This window comes from Methanohalophilus euhalobius (assembly GCF_900215215.1).
In the GTDB taxonomy this organism is placed as follows: Archaea; Halobacteriota; Methanosarcinia; order Methanosarcinales; family Methanosarcinaceae; genus Methanohalophilus; species Methanohalophilus euhalobius.
Map to the genome: position 1 here is coordinate 1 of NZ_OBDR01000007.1, position 15,820 is coordinate 15,820.

Genomic DNA, 15,820 nt, shown 5'->3' on the forward strand with positions numbered 1-15,820 from the left:
TCCGGTGCCTCGCCACTTCTAAGCAGCAGGAAATCGATCTCTGAGTGAGTCATTCCTTTTCTTTTGGCTTTCCTTTTTATGGATTTGACATATTTCTCTTCATTCTCAGGAAATAACAGATCCATCCCCTCTGTGGCTTTAATGGCTAAAATCACACTGGGGACTTCCTTTTATGAAAAATGAATCAGTGAAAGTTAGAGGAATCTGCAGAGCCCTTATCGCAGTATCTTTTCTGCCCATCCTTCTTAAAATAATAGTTACCCCGGAAGATTGTAGAAGGCAAAGTCGCCATTCTACAACCCCAAAATTCTGTTTTTGTGGCAGTTCTAATCAATTTCTCAAAAATCTTACTGAACAATGTATGTAACCCGGACTGACATTGAAACCCTGGACTCACCCGGCTCAATTGGTGTTGGCGCCGGTACGGCAGGACCCATTGCCAAACTTTCCTCATAATATGTTCTTGGCTGAGTACCATCGGATATCGATGATGACTTTACACCTACAATCTCCACACCCAGGTTTTCAGCCAGTACTTCGGCCTTTGATGACGCGTCGGCCACAGCTTCGGTGATCAGGTCCTCATGCAATTCTTTCTGTTTTTCATCAGAAACACTAAAAGAAATTCCTCCGATCTGATTTGCTCCTGCAGATGCAGACCTGTCAATCATCTCCCCGAGAATATCGAGATTTGTAGTGGTAATCTGCACACTATTGGAAGCCGAATACCCTTCAATTGTTCGTGTCCCTTCTTCATAATTGTATTCAGGTCTCACAGAAACACGTGATGTCCGGATATCTTCCTTCTCCAGGCCAAGGTCCTTAAGTTCCTCGATAACCGCATTCATAATAGCTGCATTCTCCTGACTCGCTTCTTCTGCAGTAGGGGCCATGACCTCTGCACCAATGTTCAGGGTTGCAGTGTCGGGCACAACCATCATTTCCGCATTTCCATTCATCTGCAGAGTATTTTCTGAATCACTGTCAGATCCACCCACCGATTCTGCATACAACGTAGCTGCCATTAGCACCAGAACTACTGAAAGTGCAATGATTACGTAATATGACTTATCTTTATTATTTTCCTGAGCCATTTTATCTTCTCCTTTATTCATATACTAGATGTACCGCTAGGTATTAAAAAATTGTCTAAGGTTCGAATTCGTTCGAAGTTACCTCAAAAAAGACTGGCAGAGAAAACCCCTTCTCTGTTCAGGTATTTCAAATTCAATTCTTATGTTAAAGGATAGTCTGCAACGTCTGCTGACACACTCCCCCCAAACGTTAGTTGTGCAAATCTGTCAGGTTGTTAACATTCTAAATTTACAAAATAACTATAAATTTACCTTTTTATCTTCCAATGACAGGAGATATTCCAATGATGGATAACAAGGATGAACTGATTTATCTTCTACATGATACCCGCTTAAACACTGTTTTATCCTGGGCTATCGTACTGGTACTTATATTCCTGGCAACCGTGAATTTTTTTGAAGGACGTTATACATGGACAATTCTGATCATCTTTATAGTAATTATCGTTATTTTGCCAGGATTATTTTTCTGTAAACCATCTGTAATGCCATACTGGTTACTATTGCTCCTGGTACTGATCCCTATTGTTGGAAATACAACAGCCTATTATTTTTTCCTTACACGGATTCCTGTGTATATTTCGGTCGCTACGCTCTCCCTTTTAATTGTGGCTGAAATAAACTGGTTTACTTCAGTGCGAATGAATCCTAAGTTTGCAATTTACCTTGTGATAATTACGACACTTGCTGTAACCGGTATGTGGCATTTCATGAGATGGGCGCTGGACGTAATGATTGGAACTACATTTCTCCTTGATGGCCGCTCGGTGGATGTGATCAATACTGCAGTAATGTATGAATTCATTTATGCACTGATTGCTGGTATTGTTGCAGGCGTTTTGTTTGGATGGTATTTCAAAACCATGATAGGAAAAGGCACTTCCAGCATCATATTTCCAGATGGGGGTATGGATGTATCCCAGAAATACATCCATTCAGAACCGCCGAAGGTTATTAGAAAGCGGTTGGGTTTATCTGTCCAGAAACAAAAGAATATAACAAGATTTTTACAGGCATGTCTTGTAATACTATTAATACTTGGTGTTCTCTCAAGGGATCTGCATATATTGCTACGTGCATTTTTAGCACTGATAATTACTTTTGTGCCTGCATTTATGAGACAGAGATATAATCTTCATCTTGATCCGTCATTAGCTTTGTGGATAACTATTGCAGTATTCCTTGATGCTCTTGGTACATTTTGGTTATATGATAACCTTGCCAGATGGGATAATCTGACCCATGCCGTATCTTCAAGTACAATTGCGGCTGCAGGATATGTAATTGTAAGGGCTATTGATATTTATGATCCGGAAATCCATATGCCTCCGGGAACGATGTTTGTATTCATTCCCCTGTTTATCCTTTCAACAGGTGTAATATGGGAGATTTTGGAATTCATAACTGATGAATTGGCATTGATGCTTGAAATAGGCGCTTTTCTTGCCCAGCATGGTATTCACGATACAATGGGGGATATGCTATTCAATTTGATAGGAGCAATTGTAGTGGCTTTCTGGGGCACCGTCTATCTAAATAGCCTCTCATATAAAATCGCAGAAATCTTTGAGGAGAGATTTGATAGCAATAAACAATAATTTATCATTAGCACTCCTTCCTCGATTATTTAAAAATAGAAAGGAGATCTTAGATCAAAATTTGAATTAAGATCTCACTCAGTTGATTCCGGTTCACTGATTTCAGGCTCATCAATCTTTTTGGGATCCCGTACATCCTGGCCGGTTTTTCCCATGTACAGGAAAGTCCACCACAAAGTGAATACTGCAGGTATTACCACAATACTCAGCACAGTGCTTATGATACTCCATATAATTGAAAGATACTCAAATGAGGCAAACAATGTACCAAGAGAATTGAGTGCAACAACCACCACAATGGTAAGTAACCACAATATCACAACAGCGGCCTTGTTATTAAGAAAGAACCTGTACCCGGTCTTTAGAGCCTGAATCGGTCCGAGATCGTTAACAACAAGTGCGTAGTAGGATACTGCTAATATGATACTTACTGCAATACCATAAATAATCCATAGCAAAAATCCAGCACCCAGTACTAACAGATTTTGCATTATCGCATCAATATTGGTGAGGTCGCCCACCTGTAAAATACCGGGTATGACAAATACAACGCCTGCCAGCATTATCAGATAAAACAATATCTGGAACAGGAATAAATTGAAAAAATGTTTCTTGCCGGAGTTGATCATCTCTTCATAACTGGTCCTGCCAGTTAGTGCTACATCTTTTGCCATGCCTACCGCACCGGCTGTAAAAAACACTTCTATTAAAGAGCTGATTATCAGCAATATCGCAAATCCTCCACCTAAGTACACAATATGTGGAGTGATTGCTTCAATAATATCGTCCATGACAGGGTCGGCCATCAGTGGCGCTACAGATGGTACTACTGCTGCTATAAACAAAAACATGTAAGCTATCCAGATAATACCTATTATGATAACAGAAAGAATGAACGGAACTGATATCTTCAAATTCTTCGTCCAGGCAGTAAAGCCCCGGTTTAATACTTCTTCTATTGTTATTGGCATCTGATCCCCCCTCTTTGCAATCAAACATATAGGGTTGTGCAGGTATACATATTCATCGGGTGCTAATATGATTCATCTCTTTTGAAACAGAAGACTCCTTCCGTAAGGGGGTAGTTGACATAAATCGGCTCATGAATGAAAACAGTCACACTTATATAACATAACTAATATTTTTGTGTCATCATTAAGTGAAAGGGACCGGGCTAAAAACATCATTGTACCCCCAATACACCACAATCCCCCTCTATATTCTCCGGTCCCATATCCTCTCTAATATCAGGTGTATGTTTATTACTGTGGTAGGTTTTCTACAGAGCGATTAGTCTGTAACATATCCTCCAGACCAATCAGAATCACTCCATCTTTCTCTGCGACCTCCTCCATCCGTGGAGTAAAACCTGCCCGGCTTATCAGGGCGAAATGTTCCTGCTTTCAGGATACCAGTCCACAAACCCGCCCTTTTCCTTCAGTGAATAATACACATCCGGTCCAACCTTTTGCACTTTCATTATTTGAGATGTTGTAAGTCTTTTTCTCGAAAGAGGTATATACTATCTTACTTGTAAGACATATGGGTATTTTATGACTTTAATAGATGTAAAAAGTGTGACTGTCAGCAAAAAAGGGCAAATTACAATTCCCGGTGCATACAGAAATTCCGGCATGAAGATAGGCGACAAAGCAGCCGTTTTTGTGTATGATGACCACATTGAGATTCGACCTTTGTCTTTCATCGAAGAAGGATTAAGTTGTGCTATCGCTTCCCAGGAATCCCTTTCAAAAGAATGGGACACTCCTGAAGAAGATGCTGCCTGGGATCATTTGAAAGACTATCTGGGGAAGTAATCGATGATTTATAAAGGAAGCATAGTTATCATTCCTTTCCCTTTTACAGACAACAATAATACCAAACTCAGGCCGGCGATCGCTGTTTCTGATCAGATGAGGCGGGACGTGATACTGTGCCAGATTACATCCAGAAAACCTGCAGACAATTGTGCTGTCTATGTTTCAGATAGCGATTTATTTGAAGGCTCACTTCGCCAGGGTAGCTGGGTTCGGGTGAACAAAATATTCACAATGGACTCCAGCAATGTCCTTAAAATAATTGGAAATGTTCATTTGTACAAACAAAAAGAAATTCAGAATGATTTATTGAAACTTTTCCTGTAAGTCTTTATCTTCCAGACCAATCAGAATCACTCTTTCTCCCTCTGTGACTTCCCGCATCCGGGGAGTAAAAACGGCCCAATCAACAAATTTACGGAACATGTTTCTTATGATTGTGTTTCGTATATTGATAATGGTACTGATGGTGAACCCCTCCCTTACGAAAGGGGCTTCCTGTTTCTTCTCTTTTCCTAACGGACACAGGTCCACAGGCATCCGGATAAACTGTCATATTTGCTGTAGCACTGACCGCGGGTGCAGTGCTAATTATAAAAAGGAAGGGGTGAAGCATTCCAAACGCGGAAACACTTACACATCATTAGCAATAATTTTATTCGCATACTCTGAAGCCACAGGAAGCCTTACTAAATTCCCGGTATAGGTCATGTATATCAGATATCCCCACAATACTATACTGACCAAACCTATCAGGGAAGATATCACTCCTCCTAGAACCGGGACCATTGACACTATGATGTTCAGTATGGAAAGACCACCAAAGACAACGATCGACTGTGCTGCATTGAATCTCACAGATTTGTTCTCTTTCTCGATTAAAAGAAAAATAATGCCGGTAATAAAACCCAGGAGATAGGTCAAAACACCAGCGATATTTTCCTCAAGCCCAATACGTGTTTCACTCATTTTAAGCTGTCCTTGTTTCCACGTAGATTAAAATTTCATCCATATCATCATAATCCGAACTGGGTTGCGTACCAATTTCTAAAGTTTTACTGTCTTTGGTGGCTGTCACATATATCCTGACATCCCCTTTTTCAGTTAACATTTGGGATTGAATATTTTCCCATCCCTGTGCCTCCAGCTCATTTTCGTAGAAAATTTTGACATCTTCGGGATTATCAGAAGTTAAATATTGCACTTTTTCCTGAGTAACATCTGAACCTGTCGTGAGTGAAGTATAGTCTGTCCTTACAGAGTCGGGATACCTGGGTGCATCTGCAAAGTCCTGGCCATCTACATCCGTGGTAGGGGGAGCATCAGGTTCTTCTTCAGCAACCTGGGAACTTGTCTCATCATTGTTCATGTCGGCGACGTTAACTCCTTTTCTTGGACCGGTAATTACTGTAGCAGTCGTGATATTACCATTAACAGCTGTATTTATGCCCATAATTCTATCGTCTTTTTCAAGAGCAACTCCTACTTTATATCCTGCAAAATCTCCTTCCCAGTCAGCTATAACTTCCCAGCCTTCACTTTCTGCCGTTTGTTGCAGGTCATTTAAAACCTGAGAAGAATCCTGTGTCTCTATTTCATACTGGGTCAATGAAATGTTATCTCCCAGATTAATACTTCTAGTTTCTTCATATTCAGAGGGTATATCATCAACACCCGGGTCTCCGCTTGAACAACCACTTAATGCCATTGCGCCAATTATCATCAGAAGAACAAATAGGTACATTTTATTCGATGCCATTTTCTTACACCCCATTTTATAAATTCATCTTTTGGGTTTTGGCTGTAAATGTTGTGGAAATAATGGAGGGCTGAGGTGGAATGTACATTGAACACAAAAAAAACGGTATTTCAGGTATATCCTGGAATCTCAGGGGTTCTTGTCAGCCGGCTGGACCAATGTTAATTGACATTCAAGTCCCTTTCATTAGGGTGTAGTTGACTCTTTGTGAGATATCACAGCAGTAACTTAGCATGATACAAAAATATCCGCACATCTGAACGGATTTCAGGCAGCCACAGCCATCGTGCCAGAACTTGTAGATGGCAACTTCATCTCATTTGCCCCGGTAATCGATAATTTTAATGGCAATTCGTGATTTCGTTTAGAAACTTCCAATAATAGTTTAATATTGATAGATTCTTCTGAAACCTTGATATCTGCCTTGATCTGCTTAAGATTCTTCATGTCATATTTGGAAATTCCAAATCTTTTGGCTGCATCAAGTATTTCAATCCCGACAATCGAATTGTCCATTCCAACATCCAATAAAACACCATCAATTTCTATAGAAGACTTGTATTGGACTCCTTTTGAAAATACAAAAAAACTATCGTTGAGTGAGTCATAATCCCAGTAGTCGCTCTTACTATTGATATTAATCACTTTTTTCATCTTCTCTCACTCTTCTGTTTGCACGCTGTTTGTATGAAGTTACCAATGAAATCTCAAATGGATTTAATCGTTTAATGGATAAAACAATGATTAAGTCGTATACAACATCTATCGTATAATGTACTTTAAATTTTCCCTCATCCTGGATTATGATGCCTACCGGTGTCTGATTTGCTATTACATCATATATATCTTCAATTTCACTAAAATAATAACTTAATCGTGCTTCCCACCGTTTAATAAAATGAGCAGTATAATGCAGTCGGGATTTGTCAATGTTTGCTAAACATTCTATGAAAGTATAGAGGTCCATTTGTGGCACGTATCTCCTCGCAATTATTTTCTACTTCCACACAATACAGATGCTGTTTGTCCGGACAGTAAATATTCAGATAGCTTTTCAGTCTCTGTACGATATCACAGCAATACTGGATTTTAAAACAAATGTTCTCTTCAATTCAGTTAAATCAAGCATTATGGGTAAATTTGTTCACACGTTATTTATATTACGTGAATGAAAATGGACACGATATCTATCTGTATCTTGTCAGTATAATGATAATCGCCACTTAACTGCTGTAAGCAATCCTATCCAGTTTCCTGGAAACCTCCGGCGTATAGTAAACCTCCCCGCAGGTATCACACACATAGGCAGGTACTCTCAAAGAAACACGTTTCCCATCTGCTTTCTGGATTTCCACGTCGGTGTCTTTCTCAATCAATTTGCCCTGGCAGGGCAGAAATTACAACTGTCCGGTAACATATTGATTCATATCTTCTGGATAGCCCAAATAGTCTTTGTCTGGAAGGAAATTTCTGGCTAATATGTAAAGGATTGATTTCACACATTATTGTTTACACAATAATTGTTGTGGCAATAAAAAGTGAATTCATCATCAGGCAGCCAGAACCAGCTGGTAGATATAGATGCCTGCAATCCCTGATTGATAAATCCGGGCTTGTCTTCCATATACGATAAATTCCTACTATTTTATCGAATACAGTCGACAAAATATACAGACATTATCTGTATCATTTCACCCTACTGTACCATCACACAGCACCCACCAAGCAGATCATGGTCCCGAAAAATTCCAAGACAAAAACCATCGATATGGCCGGGAAACCCCATCCCATAAACGGCCAGAGCAGTATCTCAGGAGTCTGCCTACAAAAACCGACCCGGTGTTTTATCGATCAGGTCGGGCAGCAGCGTTGCGATCACCCCAAATTATCATTTAAAGACCAAAACCTAATATCAATTGGACACATCAGATCTAACAGAAAATGTTACCAGAGGATACTGAAATGGATGTGAAAAAGGCCGTGATACCGGTGGCGGGGCTGGGGACCCGTTTCCTGCCGGTTACAAAATCAATGCCCAAAGAGATGCTGCCGATAATTGACACTCCTGTTATCCATTATGTGGTGCAGGAAGCCATTGAATCCGGGATAGATGACATCATATTTGTAACCGGGCGCAACAAGCGGGCGATTGAGGATTATTTTGACGGCTGTCCTGAACTGGAGATGCATCTGCAGGCCCGTGGCAAGTATGATATGCTGGAAATGGTACAGGAGATCTCTTCCATGGTGGATATCCACTACATCCGCCAGAAGGAGCCCAATGGACTGGGGGATGCCATAATGACCGCTCGCAAGCATGTCAGTGGCGATCCTTTCGCAGTGCTGCTGGGCGATGATATCATTGTCAATGAAAAACCCTGCACACGTCAGTTGATCGATGTCTTCCGCAAATACGGTCGCTCCACGATCGCGGTGGAGGAAGTGCCACAGGATAAGGTCAGCAGTTACGGCATAATAAGCGGCAGTCCTGTGGATGACCATCTGTATGCCCTGGATGATATCGTGGAAAAACCCTCTGTGAGGGAGGCTCCCTCCAATATCGGTGCCATCGGGCGTTACGTTTTCACTCCGGAGATCTTCGATTGCATAGAACAGATTTCCAAAGGCGTGGATGGCGAGCTCCAGCTGACCGACGGGATCAGGTTGCTCAATGATTCACAGAAGGTTTATGCGCACCAGTTCACCGGCCAGCGTTATGATTCCGGCAACAAGGTGGAGTATGTGAAGGCTGTACTGGATTTTGCCCTGAAGGATGAAGGGATGAGGGACGATATTCTGGGGCATTTGGAGAAGCTGGGCTGAAGCGGTTATTGATTTTATGGAATGTATTCCCTGCAGCACATCAGGACCTTTGTGCTAAAAACCTCATTTTCTCATTCCCTTTTTTTGAAATCAAAAGATAGGCTTCGGCAAGAAGTAGCAATCCAATGCAGACAATTGTGGATAATCAGGGGATACTGCCCTCCAAAACCATCAGTTGAGATGTGTTTGGACAATATGCTCGCATATGCCCACACAATAACAAGGCCATAGGCAACATCCCTGTTTTTCAGCATTGTCACGGCTCCTATAAGAAAGCCAAGAATGATTATTATAGATGCCCATGTGGGTTCACTTAAACCAAAACCCTGCCAGTTCAGACTGACAAGAAGAACAGTGGCGTTGGCAATGGAGGAAATTGAGAAGAGAATTCCTATTTTATTTAGTAATTTACCTCTGGCAGTATCCGTATTGTCCTGAAATACTCCAAGCTGATATAGTGTATATCCTGCCAGCAGCATATAGATGAGTCCCCAGATTGCAAAGGTCCAGCCTGCCAGGGCAAAGAGGTTGGGATAGAAATCCGATATCTGGCCGGTAGTGAGTTCATTGATCGGGAGAGCATTGGCCCAGTGAATTGACAATAATCATTGCCAAAAAGGTTACTGTGGTGATTATTTTGATCATCAATGTTGGCTGGTTTTGTTCTATATTTCCCTTACCTTTGAAATATTTCTGCAAACTAATTGATGTAAATCAGGAGAGATATTTGTATCGCTGCTTATACTTTCTTCCTTTCAATCGCCTGCCAGACGTGGACTCCCTTGGACATGTAGACCAGACTTACCAGCAGGTAGATCTGGTGCCAGATAAATGAAGATACAAGATTGGATTTCCATTGCCCTGAGAGCAGTGCCAGGCCAAAAAGAACCCATATTCCGATGCCCCAGAAAATATTGATCCCACCCAGCACAACCGACCAGAGTATCACTGCCAGGAAAAATGAGGCAGGGGCTATGAAGAACATAATAAATCTCAGGGGCAGCACGAACATTCCGAATTTTCCATATTTTGGTGAGATTAGACCGAGATTGTGCAGAGTGGCTTCCTGCAATCGTGCCGAACGCCTGAGTTTCTGGCGGCGCTGCTGGGCTATATCATTAGTGATATATTCAGAGAACCGGGCAGAGGATTCGTAGAGGCAACGGTAGCCATTGCGGATGATGCGCAGCGCCATGCCTGCATCGGATGCACCCTTTGTTTCGGGAATCGGAGAAAAGGCTTTTTTCCTCAGCACAATAAGGGGGCCATTGAAACAGTAGGTGGAATGCAGGCCGCTTTCCCAGGAACACATCTTCCCATAAACATCCCTGTAAGCCTTCTCGGAATGGGTGGTAAAGGAATCCCTGCGAGCGATGGGTTCCAGTTCCCCGCAGACCGCTCCAATCTTCTCATCGCTGAGCAACCGGCCCAGGGCGTGGTTTACCGCATCAGGCTCAAAGGTGACATCTGCATCCGTTGTCACCACAAAATCGGTAGTTGCCTCTCCTACTCCCATGTTCACCGAGGCATTGGTACCGGTACGTTTTTCCTTCACGATCACTTCGCCGGATAGGTCATACTTTTTAAAAGCCTCTGCAGCCAGGCCGACTGTATTGTCTGTGGACTGGTCATCCACTACAATCACATGAATATTTTCTGCAGGATAATCCATTTCCACAAGGTTTTTGATGCGGTGTTCGATGACCTCGCTTTCATTGTAGGTGGGAATTACCACTGTGATCGGAGGCTGGGAATTAGGCGTGTGGATTTTTGAGTTGGGGGATCTAAGGATGGCCAGGACGTAAATAAGATATGTAATAACCGGGATGGCGGTGAATATTATTGCTGCGATGAGTAGGGAGTTCATTGGTCTGGATTTGGGTGTGAATGGGATATAATTGTTTGGGATGTTATGTATATATTTAACTTTTAGAGCAGGAGTATCCTTCCGTAGTGTGTGTGTACATAGCGTGATCTTTGCAGGCCACAGGCCGTATTTATTCTCTGTATCCCGGGCAGTTGCAGGAGTTGTCCGGACAGACTCATTCTGTTATCGTGGATGGCAGGAATGTGGTGGAGCCGGATGCTTTTATTGATGCAGGGTTTGTGTATAAGGGGATTGGCAGAGGGGATAAGAACGGGCATGAAATATTTTGATTAATTTAGTGTTATCAACACCTCAAATTGTGGCTATCATATCTGAGCCACAAATCAAATTTTATTTTTATTGCGAGGTCAAGAGGCCCGCGCCGAGGTCATAGCACGCAATGTTGCCATTATCCAGAAGGCCGCAACTAAAAACTGGCGGGCGGCTGCCTGGTGGCTGGAGCGCAGTTGTCCGGAACTTAGCGAAAAGGGTGTGGAGGTCAATGTGAACCATAACGATTCCCGCACGCAGGTAAATCTTGCCAAGATTGCCAATTCACCGGAGGTGCTGGAGAAGACCAACGAATTGTCCAGAGAACTGAATGAACTATACGAGGAGGACAAGGACTGATCTTCTTGCAGGAGGTGGCTTTCTGAGGGCGATTATCCATACAACCGTGGACAGGAATACTCTTTTGGTAATCCACAGGGTGATGAAGGAGAGGAAGTGCAGGAAAAGTGCGGCGGTTGATCATATTGTTGGAGAGTATGAGAGACGTAAACGGAAAGGTCGGATCGATGAGGTTGCGGAGAGGGTTATTGAGAAACTTGCGGATGCGGGAGGGAGGAGGGTGTGAGTTTTCCGCTTTTAAATTTCAACATTATTGGCTTAGTAAAACCATCTACAGGTACAATATTTTAAATTTGCCAATTTAATAGAAATTAATTTATATTTACAGAGATTGTTGGATATATTTTCTAACATCTTGTAAATATAGTTTCATTTCTGAATAGTACCTCAGAATATCCGTTTCTGTTTTAATCGTTTGTTCTTCCAAATACATAGGGGTCTTTATATCCCTTATACATATATCAACAAGTTTGCGTATACCATTAATTGTAAAATTATTTGAGGGCACTGATATTGTGGACAAAAATCCTTTTGTTCTTTTGTCGACATTAAATAGATAGGAAGGTTTGCCCGTAGATATAAAGAAAATATTTGCATGAAGGCGGCTACCGATGTGTAAATCGGAATTTTGAATTAATTCTATTTCATCTAAACCTCTCTTTGAGGCATCAATAACATCTATACCTAATAAATTAGATAATTTAGCTAATATTTTATTTGCAATTGAAGATATTGGATGTTGGAATATTATTATAATATTTGTATTTAATTTGTTGATTTTAAGTTTAAAGTATATATAATATACAAAAAACAAACTTTTTAAAAAGGAACGTGGAGTTTTTATATTCAAATTTGGGATGGTCAATGCAATTCTTTTAATAGAAGACTTTCCATTGTCATCTTTCCTTATATTTTCTTCTGTGATATTCTTTTGAATAAAATCTAAATCAAAAAACGCAGGACATCCCGTTAATTTTGCATCAATATCATATCGCTTCAACATTAATTGAGTCTCTTTGTCCCTTACAGAAAATAACTTAGAAGAACTATATATCATCTTCCAAAACGCAGAAGACTGTTTGTCCAATGAGAATTTTTTAGACCCATGCATGTTTTTCCCGTTTATTCCAATACCTATACAAATTACCGGAACATTATTTGTTTTCAAATAGTTTTCAATGTTTTTTGCTTGTGAATGTAAAGTAGAAGATATTATAGGCCCGCCTAATAATAGTAAAATATCATATCTTTTTTCAAAGGGCTTCCATCTCTCAATAGGAACAAATTCTATATCCAAATCTCCTAAAAATTCATTTATTAATTTCATTCCACGATTATAGATCAGGTAATCGCCTGAATTGGTAATAGCTCCATGCAGGATGCCAATTTTATTTTTTTTATCCATAATTATCAAATCAGATTTTTTCATATGTTAAAATTGAATCTTTTTCAATCTTTTCTGTAACTTTTCTGCCTATAACTTTGTCCAGATCAGCAGGAGATATACCAGTTCCGGGCCTTTTGAAAGTTACTTTGTTCCTAGTAATAAATTCACCTTTTTCCATATTGACTGTGGCAACAATACTTCTTCGGGCCTGCTTTCTAGATTCCTGTTCGCATTCCAATGGTTGCTTATAATATTGCCCATTAATTTTTTGAAGTAAGTTGATATTGTGAGTGAACTTTTCAAGGTCCGTGGGGTCCATTGCATGATAATGATCATTTCCTGCCAACTCTTTATCAAGTGTGAAGTGTTTTTCTATCACATTTGCTCCATACAAATAAGCTGTAGTAACAGTTAACATCGCATCATCAGGACGTGTATGGTCTGAGTAACCGATCAAACAATTTGGAAAAACGACTTCTAAATGTTTGATCATATTTAAATTAGCATCCTCATAATTTGTAGGGTAATCTAATACACAGTGCATTAAACAAATATCTTTATTTCCAGTTTTCAAAACCGTATTAACTGCGGCTTCAATTTCTCCCAATGTAGAAGCACCAGTGGACAAAAATATAGTTTTTCTTTTTTTTGCTAGATATTCAATAAATGGCAAGTTAGTTATATCTGAAGATGAAATTTTATATATTGGCATTAGTTCATCTAGGTAGTCTGCAGATTCAAAATCGAAAGGTGTAGATAAAAATATAACTCCATGAGAATTGCAATAGTCGGCAAGTTCTTTGTATTCTGTTTGCCCAAATTTGTCAAATTTACTAAACAATGCATATTGGGAATCAGTTATCTCTTCATTTTGATCCCAATAGGCAGGAGAATTTTTTGATGCGAGTTTTTCGGCCTTATATGTCTGAAATTTTACAGCATCAGCACCCGCATTAGCAGCTTTTTTTACCATAAGTTTAGCTGCTTTAAGTGGGCTTATATCTAATTTATCTGCAATATCATAATAGTTTACACCGATTTCTGCAATGATAAATGGTTTAGAGCTATCAGCAATTATTGTATTAGCAATTTGAATTGATTTCATTTTGACCCCCACTCTGTGTACTTTTCCTCTATCAATTTTATGTTTTTATCTACTCCATCAAGGAGGTTTATCTTCAGTAAATTTTTGTTTACTTTCTTGCGAAGTTGAGGATTATTTAGCAAATCGGTTAATGCCATATATATATCATCTTCAGATATCTTATATGCCATCCCAAGATACATTATCCCTCTAAGGAAATGTACAAATAAGTGTTTAGATTCTCTTTCATTTTGAGCAATCGATATAAAAGGTGTTCCTATACTTGTAATTTCGTATATTGTTCTACCATTTGACGTAATTACGATATCTGCATTATAGATTTCATATGCCATCATTAGTACATTTTCTTTTATATTTATCTGGAACCCTTCTTGGACCAGCTTTTCTGCGTAAGCGGATAATTCTTCTTTTGAACTATAACCCATGCCTATGATTACATTTATTTTAATGTCTTTAATATTGTTGAGTTTGCTTATCGCCTTAAGTGTCCTTAAAGTAAGATTGTTTGGATCAGTTCCTCCAAAAGTAATTAATATACAATTCACAGACTCAGTAACAACTTTAGAAGAGATTTGTTGAAATTCATCTCTTAAGCATACATATTTGTATCCATAATAATGGTTATCTGGAGGACATGTATTTTCATATAATGAATTTATAACAAGATCTGCATAATCAGAACCTTCACCAAGGTCCTCATAGTTGACAACAAAATAACCCATTGCCTTTAATTCAGAGATGTACTTTGGTTCTGTATCCAATATATCATTGATGACTATATCTGGATTTAGTTCATTCAATTTCTTATACATTTCTTTTTTATCATTGAATACTATTAATGGATAATAAGAAGATTTGATTTTCTCTATTCCTAGTTTTTTGTCATTATCCATCAGGAAATATACATTATGATTTAGAAACATTTTATCTGCAAGAGTCAAAGCACGGAACACATGACCCATACCAATTTCCGGACTCCCATCAACTCTAAAAACAATTGTTTTTTTGTTCAATTCATTTTCTGCAATAAGCCAATCTTGATAATTATCGATATCAATTGCTTCATTTGAAGGTACTTCATATAGGTGTAGTTTATTTCCTATTCTATTGCTTTCTGAAACAATTTCCCTTTTTGATATAAGCATTGAACCAGTTTCCTTATAAAGGGGCTCCAAATATTGCCTATTCTTTCTTTCACTATAAAGTGGAATAAAGACGTCGTCTTGTTTTGTCCAATATAAATGAGGTTCTGCCTTTACAGTAATTAATGTGTCACAATCTTGTTCTATGAATGTTTCAATAGCTTCATCAATAGTTTTTGTTTTAATCAATGGAGAAGTTGGTTGTATTGTAGCAATTACATCATATCGTAAGCCTTTTTTTTCAAATTCACTTAATGTATGATATATTACTGGATCGAGTGGAACATGGTCTTCTGCTAATTCATTTTTTCTTTCGATCACTTCTGCGCCATGAAGTTTTGAAATTTTTGAAATAATTTCGTCTTCCGTTGAAACAACTACTTTAGTTATATATTTAGAATTAAGCGAAGACTCTATTGTATGTGCGATGAGTGGTTTTCCAGCTAATAATTTTATATTTTTTTTTGGAATACCTTTACTTCCACCTCTCGCAGGGATTATTGCTAAAATTTTTGGGTAGGCTGTCATATATGACCTTCTAGGAATGTTTTACTATTATTATTTTTGCAAATACATTTTCACGATAAATAACTTATCC

19 protein-coding genes are annotated in these 15,820 nt (G+C 39.3%); 7 read left to right on the forward strand and 12 right to left on the reverse strand.

Annotated features, from left to right (window positions below; all coding sequences use genetic code 11):
* Positions 1–347: 347 nt before the first annotated feature.
* A complete protein-coding gene (locus CP947_RS06935; protein ID WP_096712593.1) occupies positions 348–1,094 on the reverse strand; it encodes an SIMPL domain-containing protein in 747 nt (248 codons plus the stop codon).
* A 284-nt stretch (positions 1,095–1,378) separates the two neighbouring features.
* Here CP947_RS06935 and CP947_RS06940 point away from each other — a divergent pair, with 284 nt between their 5' ends.
* Positions 1,379–2,692 (forward strand): hypothetical protein, encoded by a 1,314-nt coding sequence (locus CP947_RS06940; protein WP_096712498.1) that lies wholly within the window; start codon positions 1,379–1,381, stop codon positions 2,690–2,692.
* 74 nt (positions 2,693–2,766) lie between these two features.
* Here the strand turns inward: CP947_RS06940 and CP947_RS06945 are convergent, their stop codons facing one another.
* The gene (locus CP947_RS06945; protein WP_096712499.1) at positions 2,767–3,663 is read right to left on the reverse strand and encodes a DUF7847 domain-containing protein; all 897 of its coding nucleotides are present in this window, start codon (positions 3,661–3,663) and stop codon (positions 2,767–2,769) included.
* 582 nt (positions 3,664–4,245) lie between these two features.
* On the opposite strand from CP947_RS06945, the gene CP947_RS06950 reads away from it, so the two are divergent.
* Positions 4,246–4,509: an AbrB/MazE/SpoVT family DNA-binding domain-containing protein gene (locus CP947_RS06950; protein WP_096712500.1), complete on the forward strand. Its 264-nt coding sequence runs from the start codon at positions 4,246–4,248 to the stop codon at positions 4,507–4,509.
* Between the two features lie 3 nt (positions 4,510–4,512).
* On the forward strand, positions 4,513–4,836 hold the full coding sequence (locus tag CP947_RS06955) for a type II toxin-antitoxin system PemK/MazF family toxin (RefSeq protein WP_096712501.1): 324 nt from the start codon (positions 4,513–4,515) through the stop codon (positions 4,834–4,836).
* Positions 4,837–5,142: 306 nt separating this feature from the next.
* On the opposite strand, the gene CP947_RS06965 is transcribed toward CP947_RS06955, so the two are convergent.
* The 5 genes from CP947_RS06965 to CP947_RS06985 form a co-directional block, all read right to left on the reverse strand.
* Positions 5,143–5,478 carry a DUF4870 domain-containing protein gene (locus tag CP947_RS06965; protein ID WP_096712503.1) on the reverse strand — a complete coding sequence of 112 codons (336 nt, stop codon included), beginning with the start codon at positions 5,476–5,478 and terminating at the stop codon, positions 5,143–5,145.
* Position 5,479: 1 nt separating this feature from the next.
* On the reverse strand, positions 5,480–6,268 hold the full coding sequence (locus CP947_RS06970; RefSeq protein WP_096712504.1) for a hypothetical protein: 789 nt from the start codon (positions 6,266–6,268) through the stop codon (positions 5,480–5,482).
* A gap of 267 nt (positions 6,269–6,535) precedes the next feature.
* Positions 6,536–6,922: a DUF2283 domain-containing protein gene (locus CP947_RS06975; RefSeq protein ID WP_096712505.1), complete on the reverse strand. Its 387-nt coding sequence runs from the start codon at positions 6,920–6,922 to the stop codon at positions 6,536–6,538.
* Complete coding sequence (locus CP947_RS06980) at positions 6,906–7,244, reverse strand: hypothetical protein (protein ID WP_128754781.1); 339 nt, start codon at positions 7,242–7,244, stop codon at positions 6,906–6,908. The genes CP947_RS06975 and CP947_RS06980 overlap by 17 nt, the downstream gene beginning before the upstream one ends.
* Before the next feature lie 247 nt (positions 7,245–7,491).
* Positions 7,492–7,644, reverse strand: a complete 153-nt coding sequence (locus tag CP947_RS06985) for a YgiT-type zinc finger protein (RefSeq protein WP_164909091.1) — start codon at positions 7,642–7,644, stop codon at positions 7,492–7,494.
* 586 nt (positions 7,645–8,230) lie between these two features.
* Here CP947_RS06985 and galU point away from each other — a divergent pair.
* Entirely contained in the window at positions 8,231–9,091 is an 861-nt protein-coding gene (gene galU, locus CP947_RS06990) for a UTP--glucose-1-phosphate uridylyltransferase GalU (protein ID WP_096712508.1), read from the forward strand.
* 71 nt (positions 9,092–9,162) lie between these two features.
* Here galU and CP947_RS06995 read toward each other — a convergent pair whose 3' ends face one another.
* On the reverse strand, positions 9,163–9,693 hold the full coding sequence (locus tag CP947_RS06995) for a hypothetical protein (protein WP_243641500.1): 531 nt from the start codon (positions 9,691–9,693) through the stop codon (positions 9,163–9,165).
* Between the two features lie 137 nt (positions 9,694–9,830).
* Positions 9,831–10,958, reverse strand: a complete 1,128-nt coding sequence (locus CP947_RS07000) for a glycosyltransferase (protein ID WP_096712509.1) — start codon at positions 10,956–10,958, stop codon at positions 9,831–9,833.
* Positions 10,959–11,119: 161 nt separating this feature from the next.
* Between CP947_RS07000 and CP947_RS10930 the strand changes: the two genes are divergently transcribed.
* The 3 genes from CP947_RS10930 (at position 11,120) to CP947_RS07015 (ending at position 11,814) form a co-directional block, all read left to right on the forward strand.
* Complete coding sequence (locus CP947_RS10930) at positions 11,120–11,248, forward strand: hypothetical protein (protein ID WP_279387847.1); 129 nt, start codon at positions 11,120–11,122, stop codon at positions 11,246–11,248.
* A 70-nt stretch (positions 11,249–11,318) separates the two neighbouring features.
* Positions 11,319–11,588, forward strand: a complete 270-nt coding sequence (locus CP947_RS07010; RefSeq protein ID WP_096712511.1) for a hypothetical protein — start codon at positions 11,319–11,321, stop codon at positions 11,586–11,588.
* Positions 11,560–11,814, forward strand: coding sequence for a hypothetical protein (locus CP947_RS07015; RefSeq protein WP_096712512.1), 255 nt, complete (start codon positions 11,560–11,562; stop codon positions 11,812–11,814). Before CP947_RS07010 ends, CP947_RS07015 begins: the two co-directional genes overlap by 29 nt.
* Positions 11,815–11,910: 96 nt before the next feature.
* Here CP947_RS07015 and CP947_RS07020 read toward each other — a convergent pair whose 3' ends face one another.
* The 3 genes from CP947_RS07020 to CP947_RS07030 are packed head-to-tail and all read right to left on the reverse strand — an operon-like array spanning position 11,911 to position 15,750.
* On the reverse strand, positions 11,911–13,017 hold the full coding sequence (locus CP947_RS07020) for a polysaccharide pyruvyl transferase family protein (protein ID WP_096712513.1): 1,107 nt from the start codon (positions 13,015–13,017) through the stop codon (positions 11,911–11,913).
* Complete coding sequence (locus CP947_RS07025; RefSeq protein ID WP_096712514.1) at positions 13,004–14,080, reverse strand: N-acetylneuraminate synthase family protein; 1,077 nt, start codon at positions 14,078–14,080, stop codon at positions 13,004–13,006. The genes CP947_RS07020 and CP947_RS07025 overlap by 14 nt, the downstream gene beginning before the upstream one ends.
* Complete coding sequence (locus CP947_RS07030) at positions 14,077–15,750, reverse strand: cytidylyltransferase domain-containing protein (RefSeq protein ID WP_096712515.1); 1,674 nt, start codon at positions 15,748–15,750, stop codon at positions 14,077–14,079. Before CP947_RS07030 ends, CP947_RS07025 begins: the two co-directional genes overlap by 4 nt.
* Positions 15,751–15,820 lie beyond the last annotated feature (70 nt).

Bases quoted from the DNA above. Each gene is read 5' to 3' on its own strand.
- CP947_RS06935 (WP_096712593.1), bottom strand. From the start codon at position 1,094: ATGGCTCAGGAAAATAATAAAGATAAGTCATATTACGTAATCATTGCA.
- CP947_RS06940 (WP_096712498.1), top strand. From the start codon at position 1,379: ATGATGGATAACAAGGATGAACTGATTTATCTTCTACATGATACCCGC.
- CP947_RS06945 (WP_096712499.1), bottom strand. From the start codon at position 3,663: ATGCCAATAACAATAGAAGAAGTATTAAACCGGGGCTTTACTGCCTGG.
- CP947_RS06950 (WP_096712500.1), top strand. From the start codon at position 4,246: ATGACTTTAATAGATGTAAAAAGTGTGACTGTCAGCAAAAAAGGGCAA.
- CP947_RS06955 (WP_096712501.1), top strand. From the start codon at position 4,513: ATGATTTATAAAGGAAGCATAGTTATCATTCCTTTCCCTTTTACAGAC.
- CP947_RS06965 (WP_096712503.1), bottom strand. From the start codon at position 5,478: ATGAGTGAAACACGTATTGGGCTTGAGGAAAATATCGCTGGTGTTTTG.
- CP947_RS06970 (WP_096712504.1), bottom strand. From the start codon at position 6,268: ATGGCATCGAATAAAATGTACCTATTTGTTCTTCTGATGATAATTGGC.
- CP947_RS06975 (WP_096712505.1), bottom strand. From the start codon at position 6,922: ATGAAAAAAGTGATTAATATCAATAGTAAGAGCGACTACTGGGATTAT.
- galU (WP_096712508.1), top strand. From the start codon at position 8,231: ATGGATGTGAAAAAGGCCGTGATACCGGTGGCGGGGCTGGGGACCCGT.
- CP947_RS07000 (WP_096712509.1), bottom strand. From the start codon at position 10,958: ATGAACTCCCTACTCATCGCAGCAATAATATTCACCGCCATCCCGGTT.
- CP947_RS07015 (WP_096712512.1), top strand. From the start codon at position 11,560: ATGAACTATACGAGGAGGACAAGGACTGATCTTCTTGCAGGAGGTGGC.
- CP947_RS07020 (WP_096712513.1), bottom strand. From the start codon at position 13,017: ATGAAAAAATCTGATTTGATAATTATGGATAAAAAAAATAAAATTGGC.
- CP947_RS07025 (WP_096712514.1), bottom strand. From the start codon at position 14,080: ATGAAATCAATTCAAATTGCTAATACAATAATTGCTGATAGCTCTAAA.
- CP947_RS07030 (WP_096712515.1), bottom strand. From the start codon at position 15,750: ATGACAGCCTACCCAAAAATTTTAGCAATAATCCCTGCGAGAGGTGGA.